Genomic DNA, 16,612 nt, shown 5'->3' with positions numbered 1-16,612 from the left:
AACGAATGAGTACGATTCAGGTTAAGGACGATAACGGGGTACGCATTATTACGTTTAATCGTCCAGACAAGCGCAATGCACTTAACCTTCAAATGTATACACAGCTGACAGAATACCTTATCCAAGGTGAATCGGACAATGAAATTCGAGCCTTTATGTTCCGGGGTCAGGCACAATGCTTTACATCTGGCAATGATGTGGCTGACTTTTTAAAAAATAGTAACTTAGGTGTAGATCACCCTGCATTCCAATTCTTGTTTTGCCTACTTGATTTGAAAAAGCCAGTGGTTGCAGCTGTCACAGGAGCCGCCGTTGGTATAGGTACAACCTTACTGCTGCATTGTGATTTGGTTTACGCTGATAACACTGCAAAATTCCAGCTACCCTTTGTAAAGCTAGCGTTAGTACCAGAAGCCGGTGCCAGTCTTTTACTGCCTCAAGTTGTCGGTCACGTAAAAGCCGCAGAGCTATTAATGTTGGGTGAAAGTTTTGATGCTCATGCAGCACTGCAATACGGTTTAATTAACGCTGTGGTTGCCAATGAAGACATTTTTGAGTTTGCGCTGAGTCAAGCTAAGAAACTGGCTGAACAACCACCCATCTCACTGCAAACGACTAAGCAGTTAATGCGTTATAACAAAGAGGCGATCAGAGCGCAGATGGAAAAAGAGCTGGTAGAGTTTGGAGCTAGATTAGCAAGTGATGAAGCAAAAGCACGTTTTGCCGCTTTTCTTAAGCGCTAGCTTACTGCTTTAACAATAACTTTGCGCGGCGAAAGTATGCTTGGAATCGTATATTGATTAACAAGCATACTTTCAAAAAACGTTATTCTGTCTTGCCCCCACCGAAACGGTTTCTTTAATCACGGCACTGTTAGTGTTATTAGTTAACCTAACTACCTGCAGTTCTCTATATAAGACTATTGGCATGGCTTTTCCCATTTAGGTAATAACAGCGCCAATACAAAGTAAATGACGAGTCCCATTGCAGGGTTACAAAATACAGCCACGGCACACACTATACGCGTCCACAAACACGACCATTCAAATTTATCGGCCATTGACGCAGCCACACCACAAACCAACGATGATGGGTCTTTTAACCTACTAATTAAATCAGCCATTTCAATCTCCCTAATATCTATGAGTATTTCAACATTAGAAGCTCTACTCACTCAAAACTATTCAAATAAATCAGTTGTTGGTAGCTACATGGCTAAACCAATCACTTAATCTTTCAACTTGTGCCACTGCAGCGAGCAAACAAGACAAGCAAACATCGCTAAACTAATCACAGGCAACAGAAGCAAGCCAGCAAACTGAGCAATAAACCACATAATTAGTCCTTAATTAGTGCGCTTGTTACTAGCGGTGTTTCAGCTTTTTCAGCAGCGAGTGAATTTGCTTTAAGCTCTTCACTGCTATCTAGTTCGAACATCATTTCTGACATTTGAGATTGAATCGAGAGACTCAATTCCGTCTGCGCTTTTGTAACTAGATCTTGCATTTGAGCACTGATATTTTGCTCAATGTTACTTGCTACTTCCGAGACTAACGATGTCTCAGCTTGAGCAGATAAACTTGCACCTAATAGCGCAACAGTTAGTACAGAGGTCTTTACAGTCTTCATAACAATAGAATTAAACATAATGGATTCCTTTTCGAGTTTCGCCTAATTGCATAGAGACTAATACAAGTGGCGTGCCAACTTTCAAAAAACAAAGTAAACCATTGAATAATATTGTTTTTGTAGATTTTGAATCAAGAATAGAAACAGAGGTAATAACGAGGAGTATCGAAGGTTAGTGAAACTCACCATGCACTGGTGAATTTCACTACATATGATCTTTTAGCGGTATAATATCGCGAGAATTAAAGGCTAACGACTGCTTTCATCTCTTGTCTAGCCTGGGTTACCACTTCTATACCTGCACCCGTTTTATGTGCATTTTCACTGATATATCGACGCCATACCCGCGAGCCAACTTCGCCTTGGAATAAACCAATAATATGGCGAGTGATATGATTCAACTTACCACCCGCTTGCAGATGTTTCTCCATATAAGGAAGTAGTTTCTCTAAAACGTCATCTCGACTGATAACAGCTTTATCGATACCACATAACTGTTGGTCGACTTCAGCCAATATATAAGGATTCTGGTAAGCTTCGCGCCCGACCATGACACCATCAAGTTGCTCAAGATGAGTCTTACACTCGGCGAGTGTTTTCACTCCACCATTAATACTGATGCTGAGATCAGCATAATCACGTTTTAGCTGATATACCCGCTCATAGTCTAGCTCTGGTATTTCACGGTTCTCTTTCGGGCTTAAACCCTGCAACCACGCTTTGCGGGCATGAATGATAAAGTCATTACAACCCACCGCTTTAACCGTATCGATGAACTGGGTTAAAAACTCATAGCTGTCTTGTTCATCAATACCAATACGGGTTTTTACCGTTACTGGAATATCAACCACCTGCTTCATGGCATCAACACACTCGGCAACCAACTCAGGCTCTGCCATCAAACAGGCCCCAAAACGACCATTTTGAACACGATCTGACGGGCAACCTACATTAAGGTTTATTTCATCATAGCCGCGCTCAGCGGCAAGTTTGGCACACGTGGCAAGATCGGTAGCATTTGAACCTCCTAGTTGCAAAGCAACAGGATGTTCCTCTTGGTTATAAGCAAGGTAATCACCGCGACCGTGAATTATCGCACCAGTGGTCACCATCTCGGTATACAGCAGCACTTCAGCAGACATCAATCGGGCAAAATAACGATAATGGCGATCCGTCCAATCAAGCATAGGAGCAATGGAAAAAGTGCGATTGAGTTGAGGTTGCATATAATTTACCAAATAAAGCGAAAACAAGAGCCGAGCCGGGCGCGCATTTTACACTGCTCCCCGTAAAAACGACAGCACTACCTTATAGCAATCAGCATAAAGTGTCGCAAATGAAAGCCTACTCTTTTAACCCGCTTCTCCCCATTTATCTATCTAATAGAAGCGTATTCAAACCTTTTTTATGGCACCACCTCAGGTTAAGCGAAAGTTTCTCAAAATTCAAAACGCAACCAAGTCAAAACACTCTCCAACAAGCAAATAACAGCTGTAAAGACCAGCATCACAACTTAAAGATCTTAGTCGCAATAACTATTGCAACGCTTGAATTTGCTGGCTAATTTGTAAAAATCCGTTTGTTCCTGAGACAATAAGGTATTGGAAAATGACATTCAAACTACAGAAAAAAAGTTCAGCCGTCTCAGCATGGAAGCCTACAATAAACCAAGAAAACCCCATCCTCTTAAAAGGGGGGGATTTGATCCAACTTAAATCATCAATAGGAAAGATCTATAAGGTTTGTTCTGCATTCGATAGTGCCATTGCAGAGGGACTGAATCCGATTGCTGTTTTTCAAGATCTAAGCAACAAAGGCAAACCCTGTTTTTGGCTAGAAACGCATGCAGAATTAGCGGGCCGAAGCCATGTCACTATTGAAGATCACTCAACGATTAAGTTTCATGGCCAGTACTTTACGGTAAGCCTAAGCGCTGGTTCGCCACAGCTGCGCCCCATTGTACAATCCCAAAACCAATTGAATTCACTTGATGAGATCAAATTTGCGCTATCAAAGGCTCGAGACAGAGCCGCTGAACAAGCCAAACAGCATTACCCCATTGTTCGCAGCCGAGGTACCAAGATAACCGCGTTCGATAGTCATGGCATTGCCAGTTCAAGTTTTGAAGTGACAAAGTTTACTAGTAAGTATCAATTAGAAAAAGCCATAAAATGTTCCAAATCCGATACTCAAGTTGAAACGATATACCTTTCAGGTGGCTATGATGGCCTTAACAGTATTTCAGACCCTACTGCCACAACTTTAGTCAGCCAGTTCTCATTGCCAGTTTGGTCTAAATCACTGGGCTACCTCAGCATTAATAATGACTAACACATAGAGCGGTGGCTTTTTAGCTCCGCTCTAGCATGTGCCTGTAACTGGTTATATAGCTTTATAACCAGTTCAATATTTCCTTTTAGGTGAAGGCTATTGTTGTCGTTGTTGGCGAGTTTTTTGGCGAAGCGGTTCGCCAAAGAAACAATCTGCTGCTCACCTTGACTCAAATCAGTGCCCTGAACCTGTTTCACAAATAGCACTCTCAGACAGATAAATAGCGAATTAAACATTAACACATCGCTCATTGGGCTGACTTCAAACAGTTCAGGCGCTTCCCCACCCACAACAGCCGCGATAATGTGACTGGTGGTTTCCAATGAGGTAGCGGCACTAAATAGATCGCGGATTTCATTGTCGGCAACCAAGTACTTTACAACCTCCTCGGCAAAAGCACTCTTCCTAAATTGTAACCGTGTTGCCGCTATAACACTCATTAGTGTCTACTCTTGTTATGCACCGCTGACAGGATATTCAACTCGGTGGTTAATGCATGCAACAGATCTCTTAATAATAATGCCATACCGCGATAAAAATCGGTTTTGGCGTTATCAATACTGGCTTGTAAAAAGGGTTCCGTCCAAGTCAGCAGATGGTTTGATAACAATAGCGTGAGTACCTGTTTGGTCTCTAGGTGTAGACTCTCTTTTGTTGGATCAGACATAACAGTTAATAGCTGTGAAATCACTGACAAAAAGATGCCAATATGGTCAGCGGGCTGATTTCTCTCTAGCTGCAACGCGATACCATGGTCACTATAAAACCGAAGTAACTCATGGGTACTGGTGTCATTTAGCAAGCGCTGCTCAGTTAACCAGCATGAACCCCAAGGTAGAGCCAGAGGCATACTCGCGCCGAAATAAAGATCGCCATAATCAAGCATTAGCTCTGTTAGTTTGTCGCCGTTCCAGCTCTCTAAATAGCTAGAAAGATGACTTACTCCTAAATGATAGTCTTCGTTGCTGGCAAACATATGCCAACTTTTGCTGATCTCATTTTGCGCGAGTAAGTTTATGAAATCAGTACTTGGGTAAGCGAAATAGACGTTATGCAACAGCTTGGCAATGCCAGCCGCTTCCTCAATATCAAAAACAGCAGCAGACTTCTCACTACGCAAGCTTGCCATTGGACTTAAAGTGGCTTGTTTTAACTCTGTCATTTTTACCTCACATCAAGTAAACAGGGCGCCATAGGCGCCCCGTGCTAACAATTACACTTCTCTGCTATTAATAACCGCGCCACCTCTGCCAGCGTGACGGTTATTTTTAACAATCAGATTAGGCTTAGTCACAGAAAAATCTGGTAGTGGCTTCAGGTGAGTATCACCTTTACCATACTTAGCTTCTAGATTTTCCATGGTGTCAAAATCAAGCGCATGTAACGGGCAAGATTCGACACAAATTGGCTTCTTATCTAACTCTAAACGGTCAGAGCAACCATCACACTTGGTCATTTTCTTACGTTCGGTATCCATTTGAGGAGCGTCATATGGACAAGCCTGGGCACACATATTACAGCCAATACATTTTTCGTCGTTGGTTTTAACCAATCCTGTATCTTGCTCTTTATGCATAGCACCCACTGGACAGGTACTAACACAGACTGGCTCACTACAATGGTTACAACCAATTGACGTGTAATGTGTATGGATGTCATTGCTGTAGCTACCGTCAGCATTTTCACTAAAGCTACCGCCAACAAACTCATAAACACGGCGCTGAATAATTCCTTCAGGCAGATCGCCGCGGGATTTACACGATACGTGACATGTCTTACAGCCAGTACATTTAGAACTATCGAAGTAGAAGCCGTATTGAACTTGTTCCGCTTCAGTTGTTTTAATTAAATTAGTCATGATCTACTCCCCTACTTGGCCTTAACCTGAACACGGTTGGTATGTTGTGGATTACCTTTGGCATAAGGTGATGGTTGATAACGCGTAACCGTGTTAATACATCCCCCCTCATCAATTGGATTACCATTAGCATCTAAACGACTCTTGTTAGGTGCATACCAAGCACCTTGCCCAAGTGCAGCAACATTAGGCATAACGCGCAGCGTAATGCGCACCGGTACTTCTAATGTGCCATACTGGTTTGTCACTTGCGTCATGTCGCCATCTTTAAGGCCACGAGCAGCCGCATCAACGGGGTTCATCCACACGGCATCTTCTACCGCTTCACGTAGCCATGGAACATTGTGATAGCTAGAATGTGTACGACCTTTAGTGTGGTAGCCGACTAACTGTAGCGGGAAGTCTGAATCAACATTTTCAGTGCTATCTTCGTAGCCGCCCCAAGTACGTTGGTACTTAGGTAAAGCCGTTACGTAATCTCCCTGAACATCTTTATCAAATGTACGTTCGACGCCAAATTTGGCCATATTCACTGAGTACATCTCAATTTTGCCACTCGGTGTGCCAAGTGGTTCACCGCCATTAACAAAAGAGTCCATAGAGATCACAGGCTCTGGATTGCTATAGTGGAAAATGCCGATATCTTGCGCTTCTTTGAATGTTGCTGGTAGCGCCGGAATCGCATTGGCGTTATTAGCATTAGCAGCCGCTTTGCCGTAGGCCTCCTCCATCCACTGCTCTTCGGTTTTACCTTCGGTGTATTCCGCTTCTTTGCCCATGGCTTTAGCAATCGCTAAGCCCTGTTCAAAGTAATTGCGGCAATCAAACATCGGCTCAATACCGCGCATTGCAGTTAAGTAACCTGTGTTACCCGCAGCGTAGGATGCTGATGCGAAGTCATCAGTTTCTAACCAGCTAGTATCTGGCAGTAAAATGTCGGCAAACTTAGCACTTGGCGTCATCCAGCAATCACTGACAACGATGAATTCACACATGGTTTCATCTTCTAGTGTTTTGGCGGTCAGACTCGTTTCTGAATGTTGGTTAATTAATGCATTAGAGTTAAGAGCAAAAATAGACTTAACCGGTGTTCTAAGTGGCGTATCTAAATCTTCAAGGCCGCGAACGTCATGACTTCTACCAGTCATGTTCTCATGGTTGCGGATCGCTTCTTCCCAGTTATAGAAGCTAATGGTGGTGCCAATTGGATTTGAAAGCCCAGAAATACCTGAAGCACTTAAGCCAGAACGGCCTTGAGATGGCATGGCTCCGTTTGAAGTGCCTAAACGGCCAACCTGATTGAAAACCCATGGCAACATGTAGCATGACCGCATCGCTTGCTCGCCATTGGCATGACGGTTTACGCCTGCGCCAGTAACGATAAAGGCATTTTTAGCAGACATGATTTTTTGTGCAATTGACTTAATCGCATCTTCTGGGATACCACAAATTGCTGCCGCCCAAGCCGGTGTTCTTGCACCTTCGCCTACAAACTTACCAACACCCATGATGTAGTCATGGAAGTTTTCTTCATCATCTACGTATTGGGCAAGTTCTTTTTTCTCGGCATCAGCTTCTAGCACCGCTTTCAATGCTGTTAATGACGCTTTGTCGTAACCAGAAACATGCTTGTCCATAAATGCTTGGTCAACATGCCCTTGAGAAATGGCTTCATACATTAGTGCCTCTGCAAAAGCAGAATCCGTACCTGGTCGAATACCGTGCCACTCATTTTCTTTACCTAAACAAGAGTCGGTATAACGCGGGTCGACCATGATCACTTCACAATTTGGATTTGATTTTAAGGCTTCAGAGAAATCACGACCTTCGCCTGAACCCGATTGACGCATCTCATTCGGGTTGTAACCTATGCCTAAAAACAGATCTGAATTGACTAAGCCATTAAGTGTTGAACCACTGGTGCCATAATGCCCAGTTGCTGCAGACGCAAAGTTAAGCTGCTGCCATGAATAGTTACCTTGAATTTTTAAGAAACCACCATTAAGGTTCAAAACTCGATTAAACCAGTTTGATGATTTAACGGAGTAATATGCACCGGTGCCGTAAAGCTTTAAAATCGAGTCGTTTCCATACTGCCCTGCAATGCGTTGTAATTCACTGGCGATTTCAGCAGCAGCTTCATCCCAAGTAATAGGCACAAACTTACCTTCGCCTCGCTTACCAACACGCTTCATTGGTTGCTTTAAACGATCCGCGGCATAAGTGCGCTGCTTAAGCGAACGACCACGAGCACAAGCACGAACTTGATGCAGCTTGCCCGCTTCATCTTCTATATTGTGGTCAGTTTCAATATTTGCGATAGAACCATCTTCATTGGTAAAAACTTTTACTGGGCAGTTTGAGCCGCAGTTCACCAAACAGGCACTGTAGCCGTAAGGGGCAGTTTTATCTGGATCGGGTGGGATAGGTTTACCAGGTTCAATGGGAGTCCAATCAATAGAGTCATCATCACTACCACAGCCAACCAACACAGCTCCAGCAGTTAGGGCACTGGTTGCCTGCAAAAAAGTACGTCTTTTCATTTTGCGTTACCTCGACATTTAACAACATTGTCACGCCTAAATGGCGCATTTTAAGTGCGTGTTTGCCCACACTTTTAATAAGGTAATTGTCTGCCTAATGTTGATAATTAAAAAAACTTGCTCAGAGAAATGTGATATTGAAGTGTAAATATCAACATAATGCTCAACATTTCGTGAGCAAGTTCGTTAAATGTTTTTCGCTTGTTTAACCTTAGCTAACTAACTTTGGTAAGAAGATCACATTCATCTAACTGAGTGTGAGATACAACTTGAAACACCTCAATAAAAACAATAAAAACAATAGCTTAAATATATCGCAGAATTAACAAAAAGCAGACAAAAAGAGAGTGATAATCGCTTTTATTTGGCTTTATATTTAATCGAGTTGCATCTGGCTAGCATAAAGCAGCTGTTGCCCACTCAACTTTGAAGCGTTAAAAACGACAAAAGCACCTTATGGTGCCTTTGTTCTATTTGTTAGCGCATGCTTCAATCACACCATTCCACTTTCTATATGGAGTAACTAGGTCTAAAAAGGTTGATTAACCATCACCCAGAATTGACTGTCTTCATTACTGTAAGCTAGCTCAGTACGAACAACCACGTCCTCGACTTCAAAGCGAGCACCAATACCCGCTGACCACTTTAAGTCCTCATGCAGTGCTGCTGCGTCAAACTCATCGGCTACCTGCCCTGCTTCAGCAAATACCACCCACTGCCACCAAGGAATATCGTACAGGTTAAATACCGGCCACTGCTGTAATGGCTGCCATCTTGGTTGAATGCGGTACTCTGCCGAGTACATCACCGCAGAGCGACCCGTAAAGCGTTTACTGGCGTAACCTCTCAGGCGATCAAAACCACCTAAGCTCACTCCAGCAAATGAAGGAGGCCGATGATAGTTATTACCACTCCGCGCATTCCAAGTCGGGGTATCGGCCAAATAAAAGTTAAATGCCATCACCTGTTGCGCAAACCAATCGTTGCTTCCTATAGCAAAGAAAGCGCTCTGCTCAAACTCCCATGTCGTCCAACTATTACGTTCATCAGAACCAAAGTCTCGGCTCACTTTAAGGCTTGTTTGGCCGCCTTGAGTGCTGTTTTTACCGTTATCGCGGTTGTCCCAATCAAGTTCTAGCGCAACGCCTTGCGCTTTTTCAGGTAAGTATTCATAGCCTTGTAACTCACGAGTTTGCACAAACGGACTGACTTTAATACTGGTCACGCCAGAACTCAGTGGGTCCCAACTGATAGGTTCTTTACTTGGGGCCAAACTACGTGCCGCACCTGCACTGCCACGCCCCCATGGCAATACATATTTTGCATGCATACGGGTATAGGATTCATCACCAAAGGTGACCACTTTATTGGCCTCCTGATGAGGCGCTGCAGAGTCTAATAGGTAATAAATCCCCTCTTTAAATTGTGCCTGATAAGTTTCAACCGAAAAAAGCCAGCTATCGACTTCAGGGATCTGATAATTATGCGCACTTAAATAGCCAACCCAACTATCGTTTGCACTGTATAAACCGATTCCGAGAATGGAAGCTTGAACCTGCCCCGCATGCTTTATCACGCCTGCAGCGCCTAATGCAGTGCTTAGTGACTCCGATGAGAAGGCAAATGGAACCGCAACAAACTCTGCATCTGCTGTTGTAGCAGGTGCGCTTTCTTGCTCGAATGATGGCTCAGTTATTACCGCAGACGAACTTTGCGGTTTAGTGATAGTCGTAGGGCTCGCAAAAGCTAAAGGTTGTAGCGTCAAGGCCACTGCAGAAATGAATAATTGTAATTTCAATTTAAAAAATCTTCACGCTGATGGCAGGCATCCCGCCTCACCAAAAGCGACTTAACTTTATTTATTGCTCAATCTAGGCAAACAGCAACGCGAGGAGTGAGCTTGGTCACGAGCTCATAAGCGATTGTACCAATATGCTCAGCCACCTCTTCAACGGGTAACTCTTTACCCCACAAAACAGCGAGATCGCCCACTTTATCGTTTGCATCGATGCCGAGATCTACCGTCAACATATCCATCGATACTCTACCAACAATCGGCACGATACGACCATTAACCAATACCGGTGTACCAAGCGGTGCATTGCGTGGATAGCCATCACCGTAGCCGATAGCAACCACGCCAAGGTTAGTATCTTGCTCTGCGGTCCAAAAGCTACCATAACCCGCACTTTCGCCCGCTTTATGCTCACGAATGGCAATCAGCTGTGAAACGAGCTCCATAGCCGGTTGTAACCCATGTTTAGTTCCGAGATCGCCAAATACTGGAGAGACACCATAAAGTGCTATTCCAGGTCTAATCCAGTCTGCTTGACTTTGCTGCCAAAACAGAGCTCCAGCAGAATTAGCCAGAGTGCGATCACCGGGAAGATCTTTGGTCAAGGTATCGAATACTCTCTGCTGCTCAGCAGTGCTAGGGTTACTCGGTTCATCGGCACAAGCAAAATGGGTCATCAAATGGATAGGTTTTGCAACATTGTCATTGGCCATTAATCTTTGATAAGTGGCGTCGAACTGCGCTGGCGAAAAGCCAAGACGGTGCATGCCGCTATCAACTTTTAACCAAACCGTAACTGGCTTAGTTAAATTTATACTTTCCAACATTTCCAGCTGAGACTCATGATGCACCACGGTTTCAATATCATGTTCAACTAAAGTGGTTAGATCTCCAATACGGAAAAAACCTTCGAGTAGTAGGAGTTTAGCTGCCACGCCACCAGCTCGTAGCGCCAATGCTTCTTCAAGGCGCGCTAAGCCAAAACCATCAGCATCACCTAAACACTGGGCGACATTCAACAAGCCATGACCATAGCCATTAGCTTTTACTACCGCCATCACTTTACTGTTAGGCGCCAACTCATGCAGCCGGGCTAAATTGTGGCTTAGCGCTTTACGACTGATCTCTGCTCGTGGAAATGGTTTCAAAACTAGCCTTGTTAGATGTTATCAAAAAATAAGAGCCTCATTGAGGCTCTATTGTAGTGATTTATTGTTAGTAAAAATCGTTATGAACAACAATTAATCTTCTTCGAACTGCGGGCCTGCATAATTGTCAAAACGAGAAAACTGCCCTTGGAAGGTTAAGCGTACACGCCCAATAGGGCCGTTACGTTGCTTACCGATAATAATCTCTGCTGTGCCCTTATCTTCAGAGTCATCGTTATACACTTCATCACGGTAAATAAACATGATCAAGTCGGCATCCTGCTCGATTGCGCCCGATTCACGCAAATCCGAGTTAATAGGACGTTTATCAGCACGTTGCTCCAACGAACGGTTAAGCTGAGAGAGTGCAACAACGGGGATCTCTAATTCTTTTGCCAAGGCTTTAAGTGAACGAGAGATCTCTGAGATTTCTAGAGTACGGTTATCTTTTAGCGCAGGTACCTGCATCAACTGAAGGTAATCGATCATGATCATCGATAGGCCACCATACTCACGGGCAACACGTCTAGCACGACTTCGGACTTCAGTTGGCGTTAAGCCTGAGCCGTCATCGATATACATCTTGCCCTGCTCAAGCATAATCCCCATTGTCGAAGAAACGCGTGCCCAATCATCGTCATCAAGTTGTCCGGTACGAATTTTGGTTTGGTCCACTCGTCCAAGTGATGCCAACATACGCATCATGATCTGTTCTGAGGGCATCTCTAAACTAAAAATAAGTACAGGTTTATCCTCATGCAGTGCTGCTTGTTCACACAAGTTCATTGCAAAAGTAGTTTTACCCATCGACGGACGTGCAGCAACAATAATAAGGTCGCCAGATTGGAAACCTGCAGTCATATTATCGAGATCGCCAAAACCACTCGACACGCCGGTAACGCCGCTGGTCGGATTATTATAGAGTTCTTCAATCTTATCGACGGTTTTCTCAAGAATGGTTTTAATGCCTTCTGGGCCTTCGTTTGCGTTAGCGCGTTGCTCAGCAATCTTAAAGACTTTGGTCTCGGCTAAATCAAGCAGTTCACTTGAATTACGCCCTTCAGGGTTAAAACCTGCATCAGCAATTTCGTTAGCGACTTTAATCATGTCACGAACAACGGCACGCTCACGCACGATATCGGCATAAGAGTGAATGTTACCCGCACTAGGAGTATTTTTGGCTATTTCACCAATGTAAGCAAAACCACCCACATCCTCTAATTGATCTTCAAGCTCTAACTGCTCAGAGACGGTAATCAAATCGATTGGATTACCTGCACTCACCAGTACCTCCATGGCACTGAAAATCATTGAGTGAGCTCGCGAATAGAAATCTTCCTTTACAACAGCCTCTGCGACCCTATCCCACGCGTCAGAATCTAACATCAAGCCACCGAGAACAGATTGTTCAGCTTCAATTGAATGCGGCGGCATTTTCAGCGCATCCATCTGAATATCTCTTGGCTTTTCTTTGGCCTTAAAGGCGCGTTGCTGTGACATTAAATCTCCAAAATTCCAACGATTAAGCAAAATGTGGTATAAAACGGGCTCAAGCAGAGCAGGCAATTAACATCATACGACCTGCAGATAAATAAAACACACAAAAACAATATAAGGAAAGAACATGCGCAATGCATTGATTGCCGCAATCGCTCTCTCTACTGGGGTACTGTCATCCTCAGCAGTTATGGCTGACGAAGGACAGTGGCAGCCGTATCAGATGCCCTCTATCGCTGACAAACTCAGTGAACGCGGTATTGATATCCCAGCAGAACAACTCGCCGATCTCACTCGCTACCCTATGAATGCCGTTGTCGGTTTGGGCTATTGTACCGCCAGTTTTGTTTCGCCCCAAGGCTTAGTTGTCACAAACCATCATTGTGCCTACCGTGCTATTCAATATAACAGTAAAAAAGAACATAATTATTTAGCTGATGGCTTTTTAGCAACCAGCAAAGACAAAGAGCCTACAGCAGGCCCAAATGAACGTCTGTATATTACTGAAGCGGTCACCAACGTATCGACCCAGGTAAAACAAGACATTGGTAACGACCCGTTACTGCGCTATGAAAATATCCAAGCCAATCGTAAAGCACTCATTAAAGAGTGTGAGTCAGATGATAACTACCGTTGTTCAGTACGTAGTTTCCACAATGGTCTTGAGTATTACCTGATTAAGCAGCTCATCATTCGTGATGTTCGCTTAGTGTACGCGCCACCAGAAAGTGCTGGCGCCTTTGGCGGTGATATCGACAACTACGAGTATCCTCGTCATTCAGCTGACTTTACTTTCCTACGCGCCTACGTTGGTAAAGATGGCAAGCCAGCGGTATTTAATAAAGACAACGTGCCTTATCAGCCTAAAAGTTACCTTAAAATTAATGCTGATGGTGTTAAAGCAGGTGACGGTGTATTTGTTGCGGGCTACCCAGGTTCAACAAGTCGTTACCGCTTAACCAGTGAGCTAGAGTTTGCTAGTGATTGGTTATATCCAACGCTTGCCACTCGTTTTCAGTTGCGTATAGACACCATTGAAGCCATGAGCGCTGCCAATAATGAAGTGAAGATCAAATACGCAGGTAAACTTGCCGGCATGGCCAACCGCATGAAAAAGTATAACGGTCTACTCGACGGCTTTAAAGCCACAGATATCGCAGGTATTAAGCAAGGCCGCGAAGATGACTTCAAGGCATGGCTAGCAAAAGATAAAACTTACCAATCTTTCCAGACTCAATTTGATGAGTTAGAAACGTTACTGGTTGAGCAACGTAAACAGCGCCAAACACGTTACTACTTTGAAAATGCTCAAAGTAGCGCATTATTGGCAACAGCTAACAAACTTTACCGCCTTGCAAAAGAGAAAGCTAAACCAGATGCAGAGCGAGAAGAAGGCTACCAAGAGCGTGATATGAAGATGTTTAAAGCACGTCTTAAGCGTCTTGATTCAAGCTTTGCAGTGAGCGTTGATAAAACACTTTGGTTACAAGATTTAGAAGCATATCTGAATCAAGACATTCGTGTAAGCGAGCTAGACGCGGCGCTGAATGAAGGTGATGTTGAAGCAAGTCTTGCTGACAAACTCGATGGGCTTTATGCACTCACCTCGTTAACAGATAAAGACAAGCGTCTTGCGTGGATGGAAGCAGATGCTGCAGCATTTGAAACCAGTGCCGATCCTTTCATTCGTCTTGCCGTAGCCTTGTATGACAAGAACATGGCTGGAGAGAAAGCAGCAAAAACATTGGCAGGTAAGCTGTCGATGGCGCGTCCGGACTACATGAAAGCGGTCATCGCTTATTATAAGTCTAACAACTGGCCGGTATACCCAGATGCTAACGGTACACTGCGGATCACCTACGGTATGGTCGACGGCTACCAATCTAAAGATGCACTCTATAAACAGCCATTTACCCGCTTAGAAGGCATTCCAGCTAAACATACTGGTGTAGAACCGTTTAATGCCCCAGCAAAGCTACTAAAAGCGATTGAAGAGCAGCGTTACGGCAGTCATAAAGTGACAACCGTATATCAAGACCCAGCATCTTGGTTATGCCGCCTATTCTCTTGTTTAGATAAGCCAGAGCAATTTAACTCTGTACCCGTTAACTTCTTATCAAGCGTTGATACCACAGGCGGTAACTCTGGCTCACCAGTGTTTAACGGCAAAGGTGAACTTGTGGGGCTTAACTTCGACTCAACTTACGAAGCGATTACTAAAGACTGGTTCTTTAACCCAACAATCACCCGTGCAGTACATGTCGATATCCGCTACATATTGTGGATGATGGATGAAGTCGATCACGCACAAAACCTGATTGAAGAGCTAGATTTAGTCAGAAACTAAAAAGCTCTGCTCCACACACAAAATGGCAGTTAATTAAGCTCCCCACTTAGTTAACTGCCATTTTTTATGCCAGTCAGTCATCTGCAAAATAATATTACTGCTGTAACAGAATACATGTCTAAATATTTCAAACTACGTCAAAGTATTTCAGAAGAACCCCCTAAGCGAACAACCGAACCTAGTTAGATCCCCTTTCACAAAAGTATATATACAAAACTAACCATCAATCAACCTTAAGTATTAAGGCCTTACCTCGCTTATAACAGTTTGTTAGTGATGATTGGAGCGTTAGCGCTAAAGTGACGGGTAAAATGATCCAAAGTGGTATGGATGATTTCTGTGCGAACGATGGTTTCACTCGTTGGGCGGCTGATAATCGCTATGATAACTTTGACCCACATTCACTAGCAGGTTGTATATTAATCAATCCAGGTAATGATATTACCATTGCAATGGATCTGAATAATGATGGCAATCTAACAAACACAACTACACCGAATTCATACCATAATCTACCAGAGTATGATCGTAAGTATGCAGGCTTAGAGTTAGTGCTAGATAAGCAGTTCAGCGATAGCTGGAAGATTAACATGTCTTACATTTTATCAAGAACTTGGGGTAATGCAGAGGGTTATGTTAACTCGTCTTTAGCTCAAGAGGATGCTGGTGCGACGCAAGACTTTGACCACGCAAACTTTATGCATGGCGCAGATGGTGACCTACCAACAGATAGAAGACACCAGTTTAAGCTATATGGCGTATATGAAATTACTGACGAGCTATTCGTTTCAGCGAATGCAACTCTAATGTCAGGTACACCATTGAGCTGCCAAGGTTTTGTAAGCCTTGACGGTATGGAAGAAGGCGACGGTTCAACTGCTTATGATGCACCAAACTTTAAGCGCTACGGCGCTTCGAGCTTTTATTGTAAAAATGAAGCCGGTGAACAAGAGTTAACCGAACGAGGTTCTGAAGGCCGCACTGATTGGGAGTTTAATCTAGATCTAGGTCTATCTTACTCACCAGCTTTCGCTGAAGGTTTAACAGTAAAAGCGACTGTGTTTAATGTGTTTAACACACAAGATCCTTATATTCTCGATCAACAAAAAGATCTTGACCAAGGTAGCGACACAATTAACCCTGGCTACTTAAAGCCTATCGGTTATACAGCTCCACGTTCAGTGCAATTATCTGCACATTACAAATTCTAAATAAATTTGTACTTGAAAACGGCCACTTTAGTGGCCGTTTTTTTGCTAAAAATTAATGTACTGCTAAATGGACTATCTTGAAGGAAGATAAACGAGTTACAAATATGTCCCAATAAGCTAGTTTCACCTTGAAACAAACTCGGACTCACATTGCTAAAATCCTGAGTCTGGCTAACTCACATGAATTAGCATCGATGGTAATGGGTGTTAGATAATGCAATGAGTACAACCCCTCCTGCTTTTCCTGCTTTTC

General features: G+C 43.7%; 14 protein-coding genes. 4 read left to right on the top strand and 10 right to left on the bottom strand.

What is annotated here, in order from left to right; translation table 11 throughout:
• The first annotated feature begins 5 nt into the window (after positions 1-5).
• Entirely contained in the window at positions 6-743 is a 738-nt protein-coding gene (locus AB4135_RS06160; protein WP_371991224.1) for an enoyl-CoA hydratase-related protein, read from the top strand.
• 176 nt (positions 744-919) lie between these two features.
• On the opposite strand, the gene AB4135_RS06155 is transcribed toward AB4135_RS06160, so the two are convergent.
• From AB4135_RS06155 to dusA, 3 genes are all read right to left on the bottom strand, one after another.
• Entirely contained in the window at positions 920-1,123 is a 204-nt protein-coding gene (locus AB4135_RS06155) for a PspC domain-containing protein (RefSeq protein ID WP_371991222.1), read from the bottom strand.
• Between the two features lie 215 nt (positions 1,124-1,338).
• Complete coding sequence (locus AB4135_RS06150; RefSeq protein WP_371991220.1) at positions 1,339-1,647, bottom strand: hypothetical protein; 309 nt, start codon at positions 1,645-1,647, stop codon at positions 1,339-1,341.
• A 224-nt stretch (positions 1,648-1,871) separates the two neighbouring features.
• Positions 1,872-2,855: a tRNA dihydrouridine(20/20a) synthase DusA gene (dusA, locus tag AB4135_RS06145; protein ID WP_371991218.1), complete on the bottom strand. Its 984-nt coding sequence runs from the start codon at positions 2,853-2,855 to the stop codon at positions 1,872-1,874.
• Positions 2,856-3,330: 475 nt separating this feature from the next.
• Between dusA and AB4135_RS06140 the strand changes: the two genes are divergently transcribed.
• Positions 3,331-3,960, top strand: coding sequence for a hypothetical protein (locus tag AB4135_RS06140; protein WP_371991216.1), 630 nt, complete (start codon positions 3,331-3,333; stop codon positions 3,958-3,960).
• Here the strand turns inward: AB4135_RS06140 and AB4135_RS06135 are convergent.
• From AB4135_RS06135 to dnaB, 7 genes are all read right to left on the bottom strand, one after another.
• The gene (locus AB4135_RS06135) at positions 3,957-4,400 is read right to left on the bottom strand and encodes a hypothetical protein (protein WP_371991215.1); all 444 of its coding nucleotides are present in this window, start codon (positions 4,398-4,400) and stop codon (positions 3,957-3,959) included. The genes AB4135_RS06140 and AB4135_RS06135 overlap by 4 nt on opposite strands.
• On the bottom strand, positions 4,400-5,122 hold the full coding sequence (locus AB4135_RS06130; protein ID WP_371991213.1) for a molecular chaperone: 723 nt from the start codon (positions 5,120-5,122) through the stop codon (positions 4,400-4,402). Before AB4135_RS06130 ends, AB4135_RS06135 begins: the two co-directional genes overlap by 1 nt.
• A 51-nt stretch (positions 5,123-5,173) precedes the next feature.
• Entirely contained in the window at positions 5,174-5,818 is a 645-nt protein-coding gene (locus tag AB4135_RS06125; protein WP_371991211.1) for a DMSO/selenate family reductase complex B subunit, read from the bottom strand.
• A gap of 11 nt (positions 5,819-5,829) precedes the next feature.
• Positions 5,830-8,361: a DMSO/selenate family reductase complex A subunit gene (locus tag AB4135_RS06120; protein WP_371991209.1), complete on the bottom strand. Its 2,532-nt coding sequence runs from the start codon at positions 8,359-8,361 to the stop codon at positions 5,830-5,832.
• Positions 8,362-8,890: 529 nt separating this feature from the next.
• Positions 8,891-10,159, bottom strand: a complete 1,269-nt coding sequence (locus tag AB4135_RS06115; RefSeq protein WP_371991207.1) for a hypothetical protein — start codon at positions 10,157-10,159, stop codon at positions 8,891-8,893.
• A gap of 68 nt (positions 10,160-10,227) precedes the next feature.
• Complete coding sequence (alr, locus tag AB4135_RS06110; RefSeq protein ID WP_371991206.1) at positions 10,228-11,304, bottom strand: alanine racemase; 1,077 nt, start codon at positions 11,302-11,304, stop codon at positions 10,228-10,230.
• Positions 11,305-11,397: 93 nt separating this feature from the next.
• Positions 11,398-12,804: a replicative DNA helicase gene (gene dnaB, locus AB4135_RS06105; protein WP_044555628.1), complete on the bottom strand. Its 1,407-nt coding sequence runs from the start codon at positions 12,802-12,804 to the stop codon at positions 11,398-11,400.
• Between the two features lie 124 nt (positions 12,805-12,928).
• Between dnaB and AB4135_RS06100 the strand changes: the two genes are divergently transcribed.
• Together AB4135_RS06100 and AB4135_RS06095 are read left to right on the top strand one after the other, a co-directional pair.
• The gene (locus tag AB4135_RS06100) at positions 12,929-15,148 is read left to right on the top strand and encodes a S46 family peptidase (protein ID WP_371991204.1); all 2,220 of its coding nucleotides are present in this window, start codon (positions 12,929-12,931) and stop codon (positions 15,146-15,148) included.
• Positions 15,149-15,459: 311 nt separating this feature from the next.
• On the top strand, positions 15,460-16,359 hold the full coding sequence (locus AB4135_RS06095) for a hypothetical protein (protein ID WP_371991202.1): 900 nt from the start codon (positions 15,460-15,462) through the stop codon (positions 16,357-16,359).
• Positions 16,360-16,612: the final 253 nt, after the last annotated feature.

Origin of the sequence: Shewanella sp. 10N.286.54.B9 (assembly GCF_041468565.1) — a bacterium.
In the GTDB taxonomy this organism is placed as follows: Bacteria; Pseudomonadota; Gammaproteobacteria; order Enterobacterales; family Shewanellaceae; genus Shewanella.
Note: the sequence above shows the minus strand (reverse complement) of the source record. Positions and strands in the feature narration are given on the sequence as shown.

Excerpts from the sequence above, each read along its gene's own strand:
- AB4135_RS06160 (WP_371991224.1), top strand. The coding sequence starts at position 6 with ATGAGTACGATTCAGGTTAAGGACGATAACGGGGTACGCATTATTACG.
- AB4135_RS06155 (WP_371991222.1), bottom strand. The coding sequence starts at position 1,123 with ATGGCTGATTTAATTAGTAGGTTAAAAGACCCATCATCGTTGGTTTGT.
- AB4135_RS06150 (WP_371991220.1), bottom strand. The coding sequence starts at position 1,647 with ATGTTTAATTCTATTGTTATGAAGACTGTAAAGACCTCTGTACTAACT.
- dusA (WP_371991218.1), bottom strand. The coding sequence starts at position 2,855 with ATGCAACCTCAACTCAATCGCACTTTTTCCATTGCTCCTATGCTTGAT.
- AB4135_RS06135 (WP_371991215.1), bottom strand. The coding sequence starts at position 4,400 with ATGAGTGTTATAGCGGCAACACGGTTACAATTTAGGAAGAGTGCTTTT.
- AB4135_RS06130 (WP_371991213.1), bottom strand. The coding sequence starts at position 5,122 with ATGACAGAGTTAAAACAAGCCACTTTAAGTCCAATGGCAAGCTTGCGT.
- AB4135_RS06125 (WP_371991211.1), bottom strand. The coding sequence starts at position 5,818 with ATGACTAATTTAATTAAAACAACTGAAGCGGAACAAGTTCAATACGGC.
- AB4135_RS06120 (WP_371991209.1), bottom strand. The coding sequence starts at position 8,361 with ATGAAAAGACGTACTTTTTTGCAGGCAACCAGTGCCCTAACTGCTGGA.
- dnaB (WP_044555628.1), bottom strand. The coding sequence starts at position 12,804 with ATGTCACAGCAACGCGCCTTTAAGGCCAAAGAAAAGCCAAGAGATATT.
- AB4135_RS06100 (WP_371991204.1), top strand. The coding sequence starts at position 12,929 with ATGCGCAATGCATTGATTGCCGCAATCGCTCTCTCTACTGGGGTACTG.
- AB4135_RS06095 (WP_371991202.1), top strand. The coding sequence starts at position 15,460 with ATGATCCAAAGTGGTATGGATGATTTCTGTGCGAACGATGGTTTCACT.